This is a genomic window from Rhodovarius sp., assembly GCF_040399605.1.
GTDB lineage: Bacteria > Pseudomonadota > Alphaproteobacteria > Acetobacterales > Acetobacteraceae > Rhodovarius > Rhodovarius crocodyli_A.
Window position 1 is genome coordinate 14598 of record NZ_JBBARU010000008.1, and the last position, 16838, is coordinate 31435.

Below are 16838 nucleotides of genomic sequence, written 5' to 3' on the forward strand. Positions count from 1 at the left end.
AAAAAACATCCAAACTCCAAAACCAATACCGACGCAGCTCTGCCGCTGAGGAGGGATCGATTGTCAGGCATCGTCTTCCACGATCCACGCATGGCAGCGGGTGCGGTGCCCATCATCGGCGATCTGCCCGCCGGCCCGTCACTGCGTTATGAACCGGATTTCGAGGCGATCGAGGCGGAGGTCCGCCGGGTGGAATCCGAGGGGCCGAACGCGGTTCGCTGGCAGCAGGTTGCGCCGGACGCAATCGCCTTTCTGCAGAACCGCTCGAAAGATCTCTTGGTCGCAGCCTATGGCAGCTTCGCCCTTTGGCGGCAGGAGGGTGTGCGGGGCGTTGCCGTGGGCCTCACTATCATCGACGGCATGATTGAGGCGCATTGGGCGGGGCTGACGCCCCCGCGCGAGCGGGCCAGGGTGGCGGCGCTCGAATGGGTCGTGGGTCGGCTTGCCCCGGCCATGGAAGCGCTGACCCCCGGCCCCGCCGATGCCGCGCCGCTCGAAGCCGCCTATGAGGCGCTGCGCCGCAGCGAGGAACGGTTGGCCACGCTGCTACAAAAGGAACAGGTGGCGCTGGGAGATTTGCTCCGCCCGCTGCGCCGGCATGTCGAGGAATTCCGTCGGATCGCCGAGGAAGAGCGCCGCAAGCGCGAGGCCGAGGCCGCCGCCGCCGAGGCTCGGCGCGTCGCTGCCGAGGCCGCCGCCGCCGAGGCCGCCCGCCGTGCAGAGCAGGAAGCGCTGGAGGCCGAGGCCCGCGCCGCCGCTGCCCAGGAGGAAGCCGCTGCTGTGGAGCGCGAGACCGGCGCGGCGCTAGCAACCCTGGGCGGTGCCGGCGCCAGCACGCCGGAGGCCCAGCTCGCCGCCGTCGCCGCAGCTTTGCTGACCCTGTCGCAAAGCCGTCTGGCGCAGGGTGATCGTGGCTTCGAGACCAATCTGCTCGTCGCCACCGCGGCATTGCTGCGGCTCAGCGTATTGCGCCGCGAGGCCGGCCGCACCGCCCTACCCGCGCCGCCGCGGGAAATACCTCCCGATGCCAGCGCGGCCGCGGCCCAGCTCGGTGCGGCGCCGCATAGCCTGCCCGCCTGGCGGCTGCTGGACGCTGAGGCTGTCGAGCCCGCAGCAGCCCTGCCGCTGCGCGCCGCCACCCGGACGCTGCTGGCGCTGGAGCCGGATCTGGTGCGCGCAGTCGGCGCCGACGGCATGGCGATGACCGATGAGGCCACCCAGGCATGGGTCGCTGCCGAGGTGGCGCCACCGGTCAGCATCGAGACCCCGCTCAGCACCGCCCGCGCCCAGGCGCAAGCGCTTCTCGCCAGCGGCCAAGCCGAGCGTGCGCTGGCGATCCTCGCTGCCGGCGGCCGTGGCGCGCCGGCCGGTCGTGAGAAGTTTTCGTGGCAACTTGCGCAGGCCGAGATCGCCCTTGCGGCGGAAATGCCAAGTTTGGCCTTGCCGTTGCTGCGATATCTGGATGCTGAGGCGCAGCGGCACAGCCTCGACCAATGGGAGCCCGACCTTGCTGCGGCTATGCTCTCATTGCAGTGTAGAGTCCTAGCGGCGCCCTCCTCGGCCGGCTTGGTAGGCGCTGACATCCGTCGTGCCGACTATGCCCAAGCGCATGACAGGCTTTGTAGTGTCGATATTGCCCTGGCGCAGCATGTGCTCCGCGAGGCACCACTGAGTTAACAACCAGTATACGGAGACGCAGCATGTCAAAAGATTCATCGGTCGCCCCCAAGGAGCGCGTGAACATCCGCTTCAAGCCCGCCACAGGCGACGCCAAGGAAGAAGTCGAACTGCCGCAGAAGCTGCTGGTCGTGGGCGATTTCACCCAGCGCGAGGACGAGACGCCGCTGGCCGAACGCAGCCGGATCGACGTCAATAAGGACAATTTCAACGACGTCATGCGCAGCCAGGGCCTCAGCCTCAACCTCAAGGTCGCCAACAAGCTGGCCGAGGGCGAGGAGCCGGGCGAGATGGCTGTCTCACTGAAGGTCAACTCCCTTAAGGATCTGGAGCCCGAAGCCATCGCCCGCGCAGTGCCCGAGTTGCGCCAGCTGCTAGAACTGCGCGAGGCTCTGACGGCCCTGAAGGGCCCGCTCGGCAACGTGCCGGCCTTCAAGCGCGCCATCGAAGCGGCGCTGACTGACGAAGAGGCACGCAAGAAACTTCTCGCCGAACTTGGCGGCAAGCCCGAATAACCCCGGCACGGACGAGGACAAACGAATGAGTGAAACCCAAAGCGGCGCCCAGGCCGCGGCCGCCAGCGAGACAGAGACATCACTGCTGGACCAAATCATGGAGGAAACCCGGCTGCGGCCGGCAGATGAGGGCTATGACGTCGCCCGCCAAGGCGTCTCGGCCTTCATCGCCGAGCTGCTCAAGCCGAGCAACGCCGGCGAGAAGCTGAACGCCAACGCAATCGATATTATGATCGCCGATATTGACCGCAAGCTCTCCTCGCAGATCGACGAGGTGCTGCATGCCGACGCTTTTCAGGAGATGGAAAGCGCCTGGCGCGGGCTGAAATATCTCGTGGACAAGACCAATTTCCGCGAGAATACGAAGATCGAGATCCTCAACGTCTCCAAGGAGGATATGCTTGCCGATTTCGAGGATAGCCCCGAAGTCGCCAAATCCGGCCTCTACCGGCATGTCTACACCGAAGAGTACGGCCAGTTCGGTGGCCAGCCTATCGCCACAATCATCGGCAATTATGATTTTGGTCCCGGCGCGCAGGACATCAAGCTGCTGCAATACACGGCATCCGTCGCTGCCATGGCGCATGCCCCGTTCATCGCGGCGGCGAGTGCCGAAATGTTTGGCGTGGACAAGTTTGAGGATGTCGCCAATCTGAAGGATCTCAAATCGGTTTTCGAGGGGCCGAAGTACGCAAAGTGGAACGGCTTTCGTGAGAGCGAGGATTCGCGCTACGTCGGCCTCACCCTGCCCCGCTTCATGCTCCGCCTGCCCTACGGCAAGGACAACCCCGTCAAGTCATTTGACTATCAGGAAGCGGCCGAGGGCAATACCGACAATTATAGCTGGGGCAACACCGCTTTCACTTTCGCCGCCAAGCTGAACGAGAGCTTTGCTAAGTACCGCTGGACGCCAAATATCATTGGCCCGCAGAGCGGCGGCGCTGTCGAGGATCTGCCCATCCATAACTACGAAGCCATGGGTCAGACCCAGAGTAAAATTCCGACCGAGGTGCTGGTATCAGACCGTCGCGAGTTTGAACTGGCGGAGCAGGGGTTCATCGCCCTGACCATGCGCAAAGGCTCGGACAACGCCGCGTTCTTCTCGGCCAATTCGGTGCAGAAGCCGAAGAATTTCGGCAACTCTGCTGAAGGCAAGGATGCGGAGCTAAACTATAAGCTGGGCACCCAACTGCCTTATATGTTCATTATCAACCGCTTGGCCCACTACATCAAGGTTCTGCAGCGCGAGAATATCGGCAGCTGGAAGACCAAGAACGAGCTGAACACAGAGCTCAATAAGTGGATCATGCAATACGTGGCGGACCAGGATAATCCCTCTGCGGAAGTCCGCTCGCGCCGCCCGCTGCGCAAGGCATCGATCACCGTGGAAGATGTCGAGGGCGAGCCAGGCTGGTACAGCGTCGCCATGGCAGTGCAACCGCATTTCAAATATATGGGTGCTGATTTCACCCTGTCACTAAAGGGCAAGCTCGATAAGAGCTGAGCCATAAGGGGCGGCGCTGACACGCCGCCTTGAAGCCTGGGATAAATGTTCGAACGCTCCCTCCTGGAACGCATAGCCCATCCAGACCCGCCGGGCGCGCGCAGCGTGCGCCCGGATCCTGGAAATGTGGCTGAGAGCATACTTCGCCATCTTCGCGACTTGCTGAATGTTCGCCGCGGCAGTGTGCCCGCGCGGATGGATTGCGGAATGCCCGATTTCAACGACTTGGTGAATAATTTTCCCGTTGCCATCGATATTCTGGCCGCAGAAGTGCGACAGCAAATCGAGACCTTTGAACCGCGCCTGTCGGAGGTGGAGGTTCGGCACGAGGCTGACACGATGGACCCGCTGGCGCTGCGCATGCACATCTCGGCTGTTCTGCGGCTTCCCAATGACAATAGGCGCGTGCGCTTCGACACCGTGGTCGGCGATGACGGCCGCTGGCGCCTGGAGACCTAATGAACTTCGCCCGTCTCTTCGCCGACGAACTTGCCTTCCTGCAGGAGGTGGGACGCGATTTCGCCGGCGCCAATCCTACGCTGGCACCTCTGCTGGCCGAGGAGGGCGGCGATCCGGATGTGCGCCGGCTGCTGGAGGGCTTCGCCTTCCTCACCGCCAAGCTGCGCCAGCGTATGGACGAGGATCTGCCGGAGCTTTTGCAAGACCTCATCGCCGTTCTGGCACCACAATTGCTGGCGCCGGTGCCGCCGATCACCACGGTAGAATGGCTCCCCCGACCGCGCGCGGTAACCACGCCACAGCTCATTGCCCGCGGCACCAAGCTGCGCTCACGCCCTGTGGCCGGCACCGCTTGCCGCTTCACCACCTGCTTTGACGTGCTGCTGGCACCGCTTCGGGTCGCGGGGGTCACGGTAGATGAGGGACCACGCGGGGCGACGCTGCGCCTTTCCTTCGAAGCCACCGAGCCCGTGCCGCTGGCCCGCCTCGGCCTGAGCCGGCTGCGGCTGCACATAGCAGGGGGCAGCAGGTCAGGCCTGGGGCCCGAATTGCTGCGCAGGCTGCTGACAGATGCACTCTCTGTGCAGGTCACGGCCGGGGGCATTGCGCGCGAATTGGGGCCAGCGGCACTGCGCGCCGGTGGCCTGGGCGCCGAGGATGCTGTGCTGCCGCTCCCCGCCACTGCCAACCAGAGCTTTCGGCTGCTGCAAGAATATCTCATCTTTCCGCAGAAATTTCTCTACCTCGACGTCACCGGGTTGGAGGCTTTGGCGAGCAGTGATGCGAAGGGGTTTGAGCTCTCCATCCGTCTCGACCATTCGCTGGACGATCTGCCGCGGCTGGAGCCTTCGACGTTCCGCCTGCACTGCACGCCGGCGGTGAACCTTTTCGAGGCCGAGTCGGAACCTCTGACCGTCGATGGCAGCCGCGGCGAATACACAATGCGCCCGCAGGGTTATCCGTCCGGCCATGCGGTGATCGCCCGCGTGCAGGCAATGTGGGGCTGGCTGCAAGGTAGCGGCCAGCGCATCACCTTCGAGCCCTTCACCAGCTTTGGCCACCTGACAGCCCCCGCCGGCAGCCGCCAGCCGGTGTTTCGGCCGCGCCTGGCGCCGGCTACAGTGGGCGATGGTACTGATACTATGGTGAGCTTTGGTTTTGAACGGCCCGAGGATGCGCTTCGCGGTTGCGTCGTCTCCGCCCGACTGCTCTGCACCAATGGCGAATTGGCTGATGTAGTGCCAGCCGGCGGCCTTGATGTGCCCGACGCCGAAACCCCGCGATTTGCCAGTTTCCGTAACATCGATCCGATCACCAGGCAGATAGAACCGCCGCTGGCGGCGGGTCTTCTCGCACCGGTGGTAGCGGTGCTGGCCGGCGCCGCAGCGCCGATCACCGACCTTGAAACCCTGCGCCGCACCATTGCCGCTTTCGAGTTCCGCATCGGCACCGACAGTGCGGCCGAGCGGGCGCTGCGGCTCCGCCTCGCGGCGATCCGCGAGGTCCGCTCCGGCCCACTGGACTGGTTCGTGGCCGGCCGCCCGGTGCGAGGCCAGCGCATCACTTTCGACATCGCCGAACGCGAGATCGGCGGCATGGGCGAGGCTTGGCTATTGGGCGGGGTGCTGAATGGCTTCCTGGCTGCACGCGCGCCGATGAACACCTGCTTCCAAACCGAGATTGTCTGCCTGGCCGCTGAACGCAGCTTCCGTTGGGCGGTGCATGACGGCACGGCGCCCAGCCTGTGAACTCACCGATAGACGTCGCCGAGGCGGTGCTGGCGCGCTTCCGCCGCATCGCCTTCTTCGAGGCGGTGGATATGCTGGGCCATTCGGCAGAGCCGCCGATACTGCGTTTTCGCGCCGCCGCCACGCTGGGCTTCCCAGCCCATGAGATCGCCTCAGTCCAGTGGGAGGCGGGGCTGGAGGAGGGGCGGCGCCTCACCCTGACTGTGCCCTTCCTCGGGCTCTACGGCCCGGCCTCGCCGCTGGCCAGCTTCTATACGGAACGGCTGTTGGGCCGCGATCAGGCTGGCCAAAATCTGCAGGACTTTCTCGACATCTTCAATCATGTCGCCATCGGCCTGCTGCTGCGGGTGCGCGGCCGCGCGCGCGCGCTGCTGGAGCCCGGTGCGGCCTGGCGGCAGGGCGGCCGTTTGTTGCAACCGCAGCTGCGAGGCGCCGGCGCCGCCACCGCGCAAGGTCGCGCGGCGCGCAACCTCTACCGGCTGGGTGGCCTGCCCGCGCTCAGCGAGGCAGCGGCGGCGCCACAGGGGTCAGATGCCGCAAAATTGCTGGCCATGGCCGGCCTGCTCGCCTTCCGACGCGGCACGGCAGGCGAGATGGAGGCGGCGATCAGCCTCTATCTCGGCGGCGTGAGCGCGAAAGTGGAGCAATGGCAGCCACGGTCGGTGCGGCTGCCCGATGCGCAGCTAAGCAGACTAGGCCGGACTGCGACCAAGCTGGGCTCGCTGGTGATGGGGCGCGGCGCGATCGACCCGGGCGGCGGCATTCGGCTGCGGCTGGAGGGGCTGGATGCCCTCCAGCGTGCGGCGCTGCTGCCGGGTACGCATGGACATGCTCGACTGGCAGCACTGCTCCGTAAGCTTTCGCCGCCGGCCCTCAATGTCGAACTGATCCTACAGGGGCCCGACCCAGCCCCCTTCCGCCTGGGCCAGCTCGGAGCCCGGTTGGGGCTGACAAGCCGGATCGGTGGTGTATCGCAATCGGGCGAAGTGCGCTGCCGCGCCTTCGCGCCGTCATAGGCCAACTCCAGTTGGCCATTATCACCGTGGTGACCAAGCCGGCTCCGGCACAGGAGAAGCTTATCCGCAGCCGCGTCCATACTTGCTCCGCGTAACACAGAGAATGAATCACAACGGGCCGAGCCAGCGCGATAGCGGATTTGGTCTGCAGCCTAGAGCATCATCCGTTCAAACGGACTCGTTTGAGCGGATAAAGATGCTCGGCAAACAAAAGCTTAGAGCCTGTGCAGTGAGCCGAGGCGAACGGAACAGGCTCTAGGCCGGGGTGATGGTGATGCGGCTGGCCAGGACATGCCGGCAGGGGGGGCCGGAGCACCCACCGCGAACCACCGGCACGCCCTGCTGATCGGGCGCAAAGCCCAGCACGATCCGCGGGCCCGAGGGCAAGACGGAATCGAATTGCAGCCAGCCCTGACCGTCGAACCAAGCGGCAAACCAGGCATGCAGAGCAACCTCGGCGCTGGCCCCAGGCGCGTAGCCCAGCATATAGCGTGCGGGCACGCCGCGGGCCTGCAGCGAGGCGACGGCCAGCCGGGCGACATCCTGGCAAGCGCCACGACTTGCGGTGAGCAGCGCCTCGATCGGCGTTCCCACCGCAGTGACTGCAGGGTCATAGGCGAAGTCGCGAGCCAGGCCAGCGGTCAGGCGGGCGACGGCGCCGGGGCCGGGCGCGTGATCGGGTAGGAATTTCGCCGCCCAGGACCACAGCGAGGACGGCCGCCGCGTGGCCTCGAGCGGGGCGGTGACCTCCGCAGTATCCGGTGGCGTGTGGTCCGGCAGGTCCAGGCATTCCAGCCGACTTTCCGCGCACATCTTGATCCGCCTCACCGGCCCGGCCAGGGTAAGCCTGTCGCGCTCATTGCCCAATGCGTCGGTGCCGGCTGCGATGGCAGCACCCGCACAGGCCAAATCAGCGGAATGCACGACCTGGCCGGGCATGGCGCGGGGCCGCAACAATGCATCGATGGTACAGTCAAGACGAGGGCTCTCGAAGCTGTATTCAAGCTCATGACGCACCAACCAGTGTCCCATTGCAGCTCTCCGACATCTTCAGGGATCTTTCTAGCCTAGGGATTTATATTTTGGCAGGCTCTGGATCGGGATGGCAGCGTATCATGGCGGGTAAGCGGTCGAGATATTCGGCAGAGTTTAGGCGAAGTTGGCTCTAGCAGTCTGTCGGATTCCCAGCGGCCCTGAAATCGGCGAATCCGCTGGGCATGACAATATTCATTGCATTCAGCCGGGACCAGGCGTTCCTGCTGCCGGCGGATGACGTTGCTCACTTCGTGGTGGAGGCGGTAGAGCGGTTGCCGCTGAGCGCCTTCGCGGCGCGTGCGATCTGCGGTGGCAAGGCGCAGTATCATCCACGGCTGATGCTGGCGCTGCTGATCTACAGCTACGCCCACGGCATCTTCTCCTCCCGCCGTATTGAACGGGCGACCCATCGCGACATCGGCGTGCGCTACTTGGTGGCGACCCTGCACCCCGACCACGACACCATCGCCAAGCTGCCTCTGGGCAGGGACATCGATGACTTCGTCTTTGACGGCACGCCGATCAACGAGACGTTGGTGCGCGACCTCGCGGGCGGAAACTTCGTGGCGCACCAGCGCAATGTCGTGCTGGTTGGCGGCACGGCGACGGGCAAGACGCACCTGGCGATCGCAATCGCCAGGTCCTGCATCCGTGGCGGGGTGCGAGGCCGCTATTTCAACGTGGTGGACCTAGTGAACCGGTCGGAGGCGGAGGGGCGCGCGGGCCGCCAGGGCCGGATGGCGGAGTATCTAGGCCGGATGGATTTCGTGGTGCTGGACGAGCTGGGTTACCTGCCATTCGCGCAATCGAGCGGGCAGTTGCTGTTCCACCTGATCAGCCGCCTCTACGAGCAGACCTCGGTGATCGTCACGACCAATCTGGCGTTCGGCGAATGGCCGAGCGTGTTTGGCGACGCGAAGATGACGACGGCGCTGCTCGACCGGCTGACGCATCACTGCGACATCGTCGAGACCGGCAATGAGAGCTGGCGGTTCAAGAACCGGGTGTGAAGGAGGGCCGGCCCACGGTATCGCCCGCCGCTACGCTTACGGCTCCGCGCCGGGCGATACCGTGGGTCGATGAACCCTGGAAAGGGGGTCCTTTTTGGGCGCCGATTGACAGTCTCAGAGAGAAGCTCGGCCAGTTCATGAATTGGGTGCGCGCGTCTCGGCTGTCGCGATTGTTATCAAACACATCACCCGCGGCCCATTTTCCGGCCGTGATGACCAATCGGCGAGGGCTATATCAGCCTGAGAGTTGATTGGTCTCGGTGGCGATGAAAACCCCTTCGCCATCAAGGTCGATAGTCTGCCGCAGAAAGGCTCGGGCGATGTATTCCCGCAGTCAAGACAGGCCGAGCCCTGGCGGCGGCGGCCATTGCCAGCAGACACGCCACTTGCAGCACACGCAGCATTTGGCGCCGGTCCGAGAACCGAAATATCACCTACAGCGCGGCATCGGCCAGCTGCGCTGGCCGCGTCACGCCGCGTCTGGCTTCGCCTCACCTGCCGCCACCACCACCATGGCTGGCTTCAGCAACCGCCCATTCAGCGTCCAGGCTGCGCTCCAGGCCTGAATCACGGTGCCTGGCGCCACGCCTTCCGGTGCGGGCTGCTCGGCCATCGCCTGATGCAGTTCGGGGTTGAAGGCCTCGCCCGAAGGATCCTTGCGGGAGACGCCATTGCGCTCAAGGATCACCCAAAAACTCTTCTCCACCCCCTCGAAGCCGCCGCGCAGTTTTGTCAGCAACTCAGGCTCCGCCTCGCTGGAGGCTGGCAGGGCGGCAAGGCCACGGCGGAGGTTTTCCGCCGCCTCCACCACGTCGGCGGCGAATTTCTGCACCGCATAGGCCCGGGCATCGGTCACCTCACGCGCGGCGCGGGCGCGCACATTCTGCGTCTCGGCCTCCGCGCGCAGCCATTTGTCGCGCATGGTGTTCAGCTCTTCCGCCAGCAATTGGAAACGCTGTTCGAGGCTCATCTCCTGCGTCTCGGCCTGCGCCTCAGGCGCGGCTTCAGCTTGTTGGTCGGGCGTTGGGGTCTGTTCGGTCATGCGTGCTGTCTAGGTCCTTGAAGGGTCCGCGCGCGCCCAGGAGGGCGAAATATGGGCCGTCACCTAGGCGGCGAGGGGGGCCGCCGCAAGTCTCAAGCCCCGTTCTTATACTCTTTCAGGGGAATAGGCGCTGCACGCGGCTCAGCAATTCGCTCATGTCGCGCCCCTCGGCTGCTGGCTCCTCGGTGCCGGGCGCAACTTCACGCATCGCGCTCAACTCTTCCGCCAGCCGCTGCAGGCGCTGCTCCAGGGTCATCTCCTGGCCCTCGGCAGTGGTCTGGGGTTGCTGGTCAGGTGTGGGGGTCTGGTCGGTCATGCGTGCTATCCAGGTGCTTGAAGGGTCCGCGCGCGCCTAAGTGGGCCGGTCATCGCCCTCCACCTAGGCGGCGAGCGGGCCGGCTGCAAGTCTCATCCGTCATGCCCGCCATGCTTCAGGGCAAAATACGCAATACGCGGCCCAGCAAGTCACGCAGATCATTGCCCTCGGGGGCGGGCTGCTGGGGGCTGGCCGGAATTTGCCGCCGCAGCGCGGCCATGGCGTCACGCGTGCGCTCGAGGCGCAACTCCGTGGGCTCGGTTGTGCTGCCAACGCCGCCGCCGAGGCTGCTGACGCGCACCAATAGCCGCTCGGCGGTGGCGAAATCGCGCTCGATGGCAGCCGCCTCGCCGGCGCTGGGGAAGCAGGCCAGGCTGCGTCCCTCCAGCGCGCAGGCCATCTCGAACATGGCGCTGGCGCCAAAGCGCATTTGCACCCGGCCGGTCAGCGCCAGCAATCCGCGCGAGGCACCATCGAGGCCCAGATCGCGGGCGGTGACCACGGGCACCAGCCGCCCGCCGCGGTCCTGAATTTCCAAGGCAAGGCCCGCGGCATTGGCAAGGCCCGTTCCCGGCCGCTCCACCCAGTCGCGATGGCGAAGCTGGCAGGCGGCGCGGTCGGTCATCCGGTCGGTCACGCAGCCCAGGCGCCAGGTGCCGATCTCCTCGGCCACCGGCAGTTGGGCTGCCACCGGCCCGGTCATCAGCGCTAGAATGGCAAGGGTGACGCGCATAGGGAGCTCCCGCAGATGCAGATGGTGACATGGCCGAATGGCAGCCTGGTGCCGGCCCTGGGTCAGGGCACGTGGAAAATGGGGGAGGATAGGGGCCGCCGGCAAGGGGAGATCGCCGCTTTGCGGGCTGGGCTTGATGAAGGCCTGTCGTTGATCGACACCGCCGAGATGTATGGCGAGGGCGCGGCCGAGGAGGTGGTGGCCGAGGCCATGGCCGGAAGGCGGGATGAGGTGTTTCTCGTCTCCAAGGTTTATCCGCACAATGCCTCGCCGACCCGCCTGCCGCAGGCGCTGGCGAGGAGTCTGAAACGGCTGAAGACCGATGTGCTCGATTGCTACCTGCTGCATTGGCGCGGTGCTGTGCCCCTGGCCGATACGGCGGCGACGATGGAGCGGATGCGCGAGGCGGGCCATATCCGCTCCTGGGGCGTCTCCAACCTCGATGTCGATGACATGGAGGCGTTGGACCGGCCGGATTGCGCCACCAATCAGGTGCTGCTGAATCTGGCTGAGCGTGGCCCCGAATTTGAACTTCAGCCCTGGATGCAGGCGCGCTCCATGCCGCTGATGGCCTATTCGCCGCTCGGCCAGGGACCGCTGCTGCTCCACCCCGCGCTGGTTGGGGTGGCCCGGCGGCTGGGTGCTACGCCGGCGCAGGTGGCGCTGGCCTGGTGCCTCAGCCGGCCTGGCGTGGTGGCCATTCCCAAAACCGGCGATGCGGCACGGGTGCGGCAGAATGCGGCGGCGCGGCAGTTGCAGCTTTCGGCCGAGGATCATGCGGGCCTGGATGCGGCATTTCCCCCGCCCCGGCGCAAGCGGCCGCTGGCCATGCTGTGATCGCGCTTGCGAAGTTTCGCCAGAGCGCCAGAATCGCCCCATGGACCCTGATCACGGCTTTGCCGCCCGCTGCCTTTTCCGCGCCGCTTCAGCCTCCACCCTCGCTACCCAGGGTGATGGCCAGCCCTTTGCCAGCCTGGTCACCCATGCCATGGCCGCCGATGGCGCGTTGCTGCTCTGGCTCTCCACCCTCTCCCAGCACACCAGGCAATTGGCGCGCGAACCGCGCTGCGCCCTGATGGCGCAAGGCCAGCCCGCCAGCCCCAACCCGCAGACAGCGCCGCGCGCCACCATCACCGGCCTGGCGGAACAGATTGAAGACCCCGCCCTGAAGGCGCGCTGGCTGGCGCGGCACCCGTATGCCGCGCTCTATGCCGATTTTGGTGATTTCGGCCTATGGCGTGTGGTGCCGCAATCGGGGCTGCTGGTGGGTGGCTTCGCCGCCGCGCATAGGCTGCGCGGGGCTGATCTGGCACCCGATGCCGCTGCGGTGGCCGCGCTGGCCGCGGCCGAGGACGATATCATCACCCATGTGAATGCCGACCATCCCCAGACCCTGGCATTGCTGGGGGGCAGTGATGCCGGCTGGCGCATGGTGGCGCTGGATTGCGACGGCTTTGACATGGCGGCGGGTGATTTGGTGCAGCGCCACGCCTTTGCCAGCCCGGTGGCCGATGCCGATGGCGTGCGCCGCGCCCTGATCCTTGCTGCCCGGGCAGCGCGCGCGCAGTAACCGTTTCGGTCCCGATTTTGTGCGCTGCACGCGACGAATACTGCCGCCGGTAAGATTGACCATTGTGAAGCCGCAGCCGTAATTCCGCCCAGAAGCGGGCCTAATGCGCCCGCCTTTGTCGGGACCGGGGTCCCGCCCCGCAGATTGGAGAATTGCTTTTATGAGTGCAGCCGCCCTTGCCGGTACTGGCGTTGAAGCCATTGGCCCCGTCCATTCCAATCTGACGGCGCCCGGCCTTTACGCCCAAGCCCTGCAGCGCGGCGAGGGCCGACTCTCCGCCGACGGTGCCTTCATGGCGATCACCGGCCAGCACACCGGCCGCTCGGTGCAGGACAAGTTCGTGGTGGATGACCCCGAGGCGACCCAGGAGATCTGGTGGGGCAAGATCAACCAGAAGATGTCGGTGGAGAATTTCGACAAATTCTCCACCAAGGTGAGGGGCTGGCTGGGCGAGCGGCCCGTGCTCTTCACCCAGGACCTTTATGCCGGTGCCGATCCTGAGCACCGCATCCGCGTCCGCCTGGTGACCACCAATGCCTGGCACGCGCTGTTTGCCCGCAACATGTTCATCCGCCCGCCGGTGGAAGAGCTGGCCGGCTTCACGCCCGATTTCACCATCCTGCACGCGCCGGAATACGAGGCGGACCCGGCCACCGATGGCTGCCGCACCGCCACCTGCATCGCGCTCAGCTTCGCCAAGCGGGTGATCTGCATTGCCGGCACCAGCTATGCCGGCGAGATCAAGAAGAGCATTTTCACCGTGATGAACTGGCTGCTGCCGGCCCGCGGTATCCTGCCGATGCATTGCTCGGCCAATGTCGGCAAGGCTGGTGACGTGGCGCTGTTCTTCGGGCTCTCGGGCACCGGCAAGACCACGCTGTCGAGCGACCCTGAGCGCGCGCTGATCGGCGATGACGAGCATGGCTGGTCGGCCAATGGTGTCTTCAATTTCGAGGGCCGCTGCTACGCCAAGGTCATCCGCCTCTCGCGTGAGGCTGAGCCGCAGATCTGGGATGCCTCGCACCGCTTCGGCGCCGTGCTTGAGAATGTGGTGGCCGATGCGCGCGGCCATCTCGACCTCGATGATGGCAGCCTGACGGAGAATACCCGCTCCTGCTACCCGGTTGAGTTCATTCCCAATATCCATGTTGGCGGCCGGGCCGGCCTGCCGAAGAATGTCGTGATGCTGACGGCCGATGCCTTTGGCGTGCTGCCGCCGATCTCCAAGCTCTCGGCCGCGCAGGCGATGTATCACTACCTCTCAGGCTATACCGCGCGCGTGGCCGGCACAGAGAAGGGCCTGGGGAAAGAACCGCAGGCGACCTTCAGCACCTGCTTCGGCGCCCCCTTCCTGCCACGCCACCCTGAAGTCTATGGCCGGATGCTCAATGATCTGGTCGCGCAATATGGCGCCGATTGCTGGCTGGTGAACACCGGCTGGACCGGCGGCGCCTATGGCACCGGCCAACGCATGAGCATCCAGCACACCCGCGCCCTGCTGCGCGCGGCGCTGGATGGCAGCCTGGCCCAGGTGGAGTTCGAGCGTGACCCGTTCTTTGGCCTGATGATGCCCAAGGCCGTGCCCGGCATTCCCGCCGGCGTGCTGAACCCGCGCGATGGCTGGGCCGATAAGGCGGCTTATGACCGCACGGCGCAGAATTTGGTGAGCCTCTTCGAGAAGAATTTCGAGAGCTTTGCCGGTGCGGTGGATGACAGCGTGAAGGCGGCGGCCATTCGCGCCGCAGCCTGATGCCCGACGGCTCAAGCTTCCGCCGGCCGGAAAAGCCCAGCGCGCTGAATGTGCTGGGCGGTGTGCTCGAATCCTGCTCCCTCGCCCCGCTCACCGGCTGGTTTCGCGATGGTTGCTGCAACACCGATGCGCGCGATATCGGCCTGCACACCGTCTGCGCTGTGCTGACGGCGGAATTTCTGGAATTCAGCCGCAGCGTGGGCAATGACCTTAGCACCCCGCGGCCGGAATATGGCTTTCCCGGCCTCGCCCCCGGCCAATCCTGGTGCCTCTGCGCCGGGCGTTGGGAGGAGGCGCGCCAGGCCGGGCATGCGCCCTTGGTCAATCTGGCCGCCACCCATGCCGCCACGCTGGCGGTGGTGCGTCTGGAGGATTTACAGGCTCACGCGGCGTAGCTCGACGGCAGTCAGCCAGACCCCGGGCGGCACCTCAGGGCCAAGCCCGGTGCGCGCCCGCAGCTCCAGGCGGAGCCGCCCGGCCTTGACCGGCACGATCAGCATGCCGCCCGGCTGGGCCAGTGTCAGCGACAGCGTAACGCCACCGGCCGAAACTTCAGCCGGCTCGCGCGCCACAAAACGCAGGCCCAGCTCCCCATCTTCGGTCACGGCGAGGTGCAACGTGGCGCGATCGCCCGCCATGAAGGCACCCTCCGGCCCCGGCTTCCACCAGCCCTCGGCCAGCATGAGGCGCGGCTGGAAGGCGAAGGGCTCCGGCCAGTCATCCTCGAAGCGGCTGGATGGCCGGTACCGGATGCCCGGTCGCAACAGCGGCGCGGCCAATCCACCCCCCGGCTGCCCGGCCAGCCCTGCGAGCGCTGTGAACATCGCCTCGGTGACCTCGGGCCAGCCGCGTGGCCGGAAATTCTCCCGCAGGGTCTGCTCGGCCTCGCGCAATGCGCCTGGGGTGAAGAGCAGGCGGCGGAACACCGCCGCCGCCGCGGGCACATCCAGCGGGTCGATGGTGATGGCCGCTGCACCGCCCACCTCGGGCATCGAGTCGCGGTTCGAACAGACGCAGACGCGGCCGCGCGCCAGGCTCTCACCCACCGGCAGGCCCCAACCCTCGGCCAGGCTGGGAAACGCAGTGAAGAGGCATTGGGTGTAGAGCGTCTCGATTTCGGCATCGGAGAGATCGGACATAATCCGAACCCGCTTGCGCAGGGCAGGCGACCATTCGAGTTCGGCATCGAATTGATCGGTCAGCCAGCCCCGCTTGCCGGCGATGACCAGCAGCGGCGGCTCCAGCCCCTGTTCCAGCAGCGACTCCCAGACCTGCAGCAGCAGTATCTGGTTTTTGCGAGGCTCGATCGTGCCCACGCATAGCACGAAGGGCTTGTCGCGAAGGCTGGCAATCTGCCGGGTCCAGACAGGGGCGCCGGGCGGCGCCTCGGCCAGCCGATGCGCCAGCGGCACCGCCACGACCGGCACAAGCGGGTAGCCATGGCGGGCCATGAAGGCGCCGATATCGGCCGCCGTATGGGCGCTATTGGCGATGATGGCGTCAAAGCTATGCGCCGCCTCGCCAAGCGCCACGCTGAACTCCTCCACCAGCTCTGGCACGCAGACCTCGGGCATGCGCACCGGAATCAAGTCATGGATCAGCGGCACCACCTTCATGCCGGCCGCACGCACCCGGTGATGCAGCGGCGGGTTGCCGCCACCAATCCAGAAGGCCCCGGGCTGGAACAGCACCAGCCCTGATTGAGGCTCGGCCTCCGCCGCTGTCTCCAGCACATCCTTGATCACTTCGCGTATCGCCTCGGTGCCGCCGCCCTTGCTGTCGAGCAGCTGCAGCATCGCCGCTATCCTGCTGGGCGAGAGGCACCAGATTCGCCGGTCCCATGGCATGGTGGTGATGATGGCGGCCAGCCCCGGCCTTGATATGGCCTGGCGCAGCAGCTCCAGCTGCACCCGCTGGATGCCGCTGGGGTGACGGTTATCGCGCAGGAAGATCAGCAGATCGGCGATATCGATCCAGATGGTGGCAGCGCCGGGCGCGGCATCGGCATCGGGGCGAAGCCCGGGGGCGGAGAGGTCCAGCAGCGCCCGCCGCGTCTGTTCATTGGCGCCCAGGGCCACCGCGCGGGTGAAGGCGGCATGCGCCTCGCGAGCGCGCCCGGTGCTGCGGAGAAAGCGCCCGAGGGCGGCATGCACCCGCCAATAATCCGGCGCCAGGGTCAGGGCGTGATGGTAGCAGGGCTCGGCGAGGGTCGGGCGATGGCGGTCACGATAGACCTGGCCCAGCACATACCACGAGATGGGGTCATCCGGCCGCAGCCGGAGGTAGCGCCGATACAGCGCCTGGGCGAGCCTGAGCCTGCCTTTGACGCGCGCCTCCTCGGCCTTTTTGCGCAGCCTGGCACTGCGCAGGCGCCATGATTGGCGGGCAATGACGAGGCGCCAGAGGTCCACAGGATCTATGGCCAAGTTTGTATTCTCCCGCTGCAGGCTGCGGGAGAAGAAT

Annotated in this window: 16 protein-coding genes; 11 read left to right on the forward strand and 5 right to left on the reverse strand. The window is 66.1% G+C overall.

Annotated features, from left to right (window positions below; translation table 11 throughout):
* Positions 1-60: 60 nt before the first annotated feature.
* From ABWP84_RS04220 to tssG, 6 genes are read left to right on the forward strand one after another with little or no spacing between them, the layout of a single operon-like run.
* Positions 61-1677 carry a TssA family type VI secretion system protein gene (locus tag ABWP84_RS04220; protein WP_353210747.1) on the forward strand — a complete coding sequence of 539 codons (1617 nt, stop codon included), beginning with the start codon at positions 61-63 and terminating at the stop codon, positions 1675-1677.
* Positions 1678-1700: 23 nt separating this feature from the next.
* Positions 1701-2192, forward strand: a complete 492-nt coding sequence (gene tssB / locus ABWP84_RS04225) for a type VI secretion system contractile sheath small subunit (protein ID WP_353210748.1) — start codon at positions 1701-1703, stop codon at positions 2190-2192.
* A 25-nt stretch (positions 2193-2217) separates the two neighbouring features.
* Complete coding sequence (tssC, locus tag ABWP84_RS04230) at positions 2218-3696, forward strand: type VI secretion system contractile sheath large subunit (protein ID WP_353210749.1); 1479 nt, start codon at positions 2218-2220, stop codon at positions 3694-3696.
* 45 nt (positions 3697-3741) lie between these two features.
* Positions 3742-4155: a type VI secretion system baseplate subunit TssE gene (gene tssE, locus ABWP84_RS04235; protein ID WP_353210750.1), complete on the forward strand. Its 414-nt coding sequence runs from the start codon at positions 3742-3744 to the stop codon at positions 4153-4155.
* Positions 4155-5903: a type VI secretion system baseplate subunit TssF gene (gene tssF, locus ABWP84_RS04240; RefSeq protein WP_353210751.1), complete on the forward strand. Its 1749-nt coding sequence runs from the start codon at positions 4155-4157 to the stop codon at positions 5901-5903. The genes tssE and tssF overlap by 1 nt, the downstream gene beginning before the upstream one ends.
* Entirely contained in the window at positions 5900-6919 is a 1020-nt protein-coding gene (tssG, locus tag ABWP84_RS04245) for a type VI secretion system baseplate subunit TssG (RefSeq protein WP_353210752.1), read from the forward strand. The genes tssF and tssG overlap by 4 nt, the downstream gene beginning before the upstream one ends.
* 255 nt (positions 6920-7174) lie before the next feature.
* Here the strand turns inward: tssG and ABWP84_RS04250 are convergent, their stop codons facing one another.
* Positions 7175-7936: a transglutaminase family protein gene (locus ABWP84_RS04250; RefSeq protein ID WP_353210753.1), complete on the reverse strand. Its 762-nt coding sequence runs from the start codon at positions 7934-7936 to the stop codon at positions 7175-7177.
* Between the two features lie 200 nt (positions 7937-8136).
* On the opposite strand from ABWP84_RS04250, the gene istB reads away from it, so the two are divergent.
* Positions 8137-8964, forward strand: a complete 828-nt coding sequence (istB, locus tag ABWP84_RS18530; protein ID WP_408904234.1) for an IS21-like element helper ATPase IstB — start codon at positions 8137-8139, stop codon at positions 8962-8964.
* 469 nt (positions 8965-9433) lie between these two features.
* Here the strand turns inward: istB and ABWP84_RS04265 are convergent, their stop codons facing one another.
* From ABWP84_RS04265 to ABWP84_RS04275, 3 genes are all read right to left on the reverse strand, one after another.
* A complete protein-coding gene (locus ABWP84_RS04265; RefSeq protein WP_353210754.1) occupies positions 9434-10006 on the reverse strand; it encodes a nucleotide exchange factor GrpE in 573 nt (190 codons plus the stop codon).
* A gap of 115 nt (positions 10007-10121) precedes the next feature.
* The gene (locus tag ABWP84_RS04270) at positions 10122-10322 is read right to left on the reverse strand and encodes a hypothetical protein (RefSeq protein WP_353210755.1); all 201 of its coding nucleotides are present in this window, start codon (positions 10320-10322) and stop codon (positions 10122-10124) included.
* Between the two features lie 115 nt (positions 10323-10437).
* Entirely contained in the window at positions 10438-11055 is a 618-nt protein-coding gene (locus tag ABWP84_RS04275; protein WP_353210756.1) for a hypothetical protein, read from the reverse strand.
* 15 nt (positions 11056-11070) lie between these two features.
* Here ABWP84_RS04275 and ABWP84_RS04280 point away from each other — a divergent pair, with 15 nt between their 5' ends.
* From ABWP84_RS04280 to ABWP84_RS04295, 4 genes are all read left to right on the forward strand, one after another.
* Entirely contained in the window at positions 11071-11892 is an 822-nt protein-coding gene (locus ABWP84_RS04280; RefSeq protein WP_353210757.1) for an aldo/keto reductase, read from the forward strand.
* A 40-nt stretch (positions 11893-11932) separates the two neighbouring features.
* The gene (locus tag ABWP84_RS04285; protein ID WP_353210758.1) at positions 11933-12625 is read left to right on the forward strand and encodes a pyridoxamine 5'-phosphate oxidase family protein; all 693 of its coding nucleotides are present in this window, start codon (positions 11933-11935) and stop codon (positions 12623-12625) included.
* A 160-nt stretch (positions 12626-12785) separates the two neighbouring features.
* A complete protein-coding gene (locus tag ABWP84_RS04290) occupies positions 12786-14375 on the forward strand; it encodes a phosphoenolpyruvate carboxykinase (protein WP_353210759.1) in 1590 nt (529 codons plus the stop codon).
* Entirely contained in the window at positions 14375-14770 is a 396-nt protein-coding gene (locus ABWP84_RS04295) for a DUF2237 domain-containing protein (protein WP_353210760.1), read from the forward strand. The genes ABWP84_RS04290 and ABWP84_RS04295 overlap by 1 nt, the downstream gene beginning before the upstream one ends.
* Here ABWP84_RS04295 and ABWP84_RS04300 read toward each other — a convergent pair.
* Positions 14750-16801, reverse strand: coding sequence for a glycosyltransferase (locus ABWP84_RS04300; RefSeq protein WP_353210761.1), 2052 nt, complete (start codon positions 16799-16801; stop codon positions 14750-14752). The two genes, ABWP84_RS04295 and ABWP84_RS04300, sit on opposite strands and share 21 nt — an antisense overlap.
* Positions 16802-16838 lie beyond the last annotated feature (37 nt).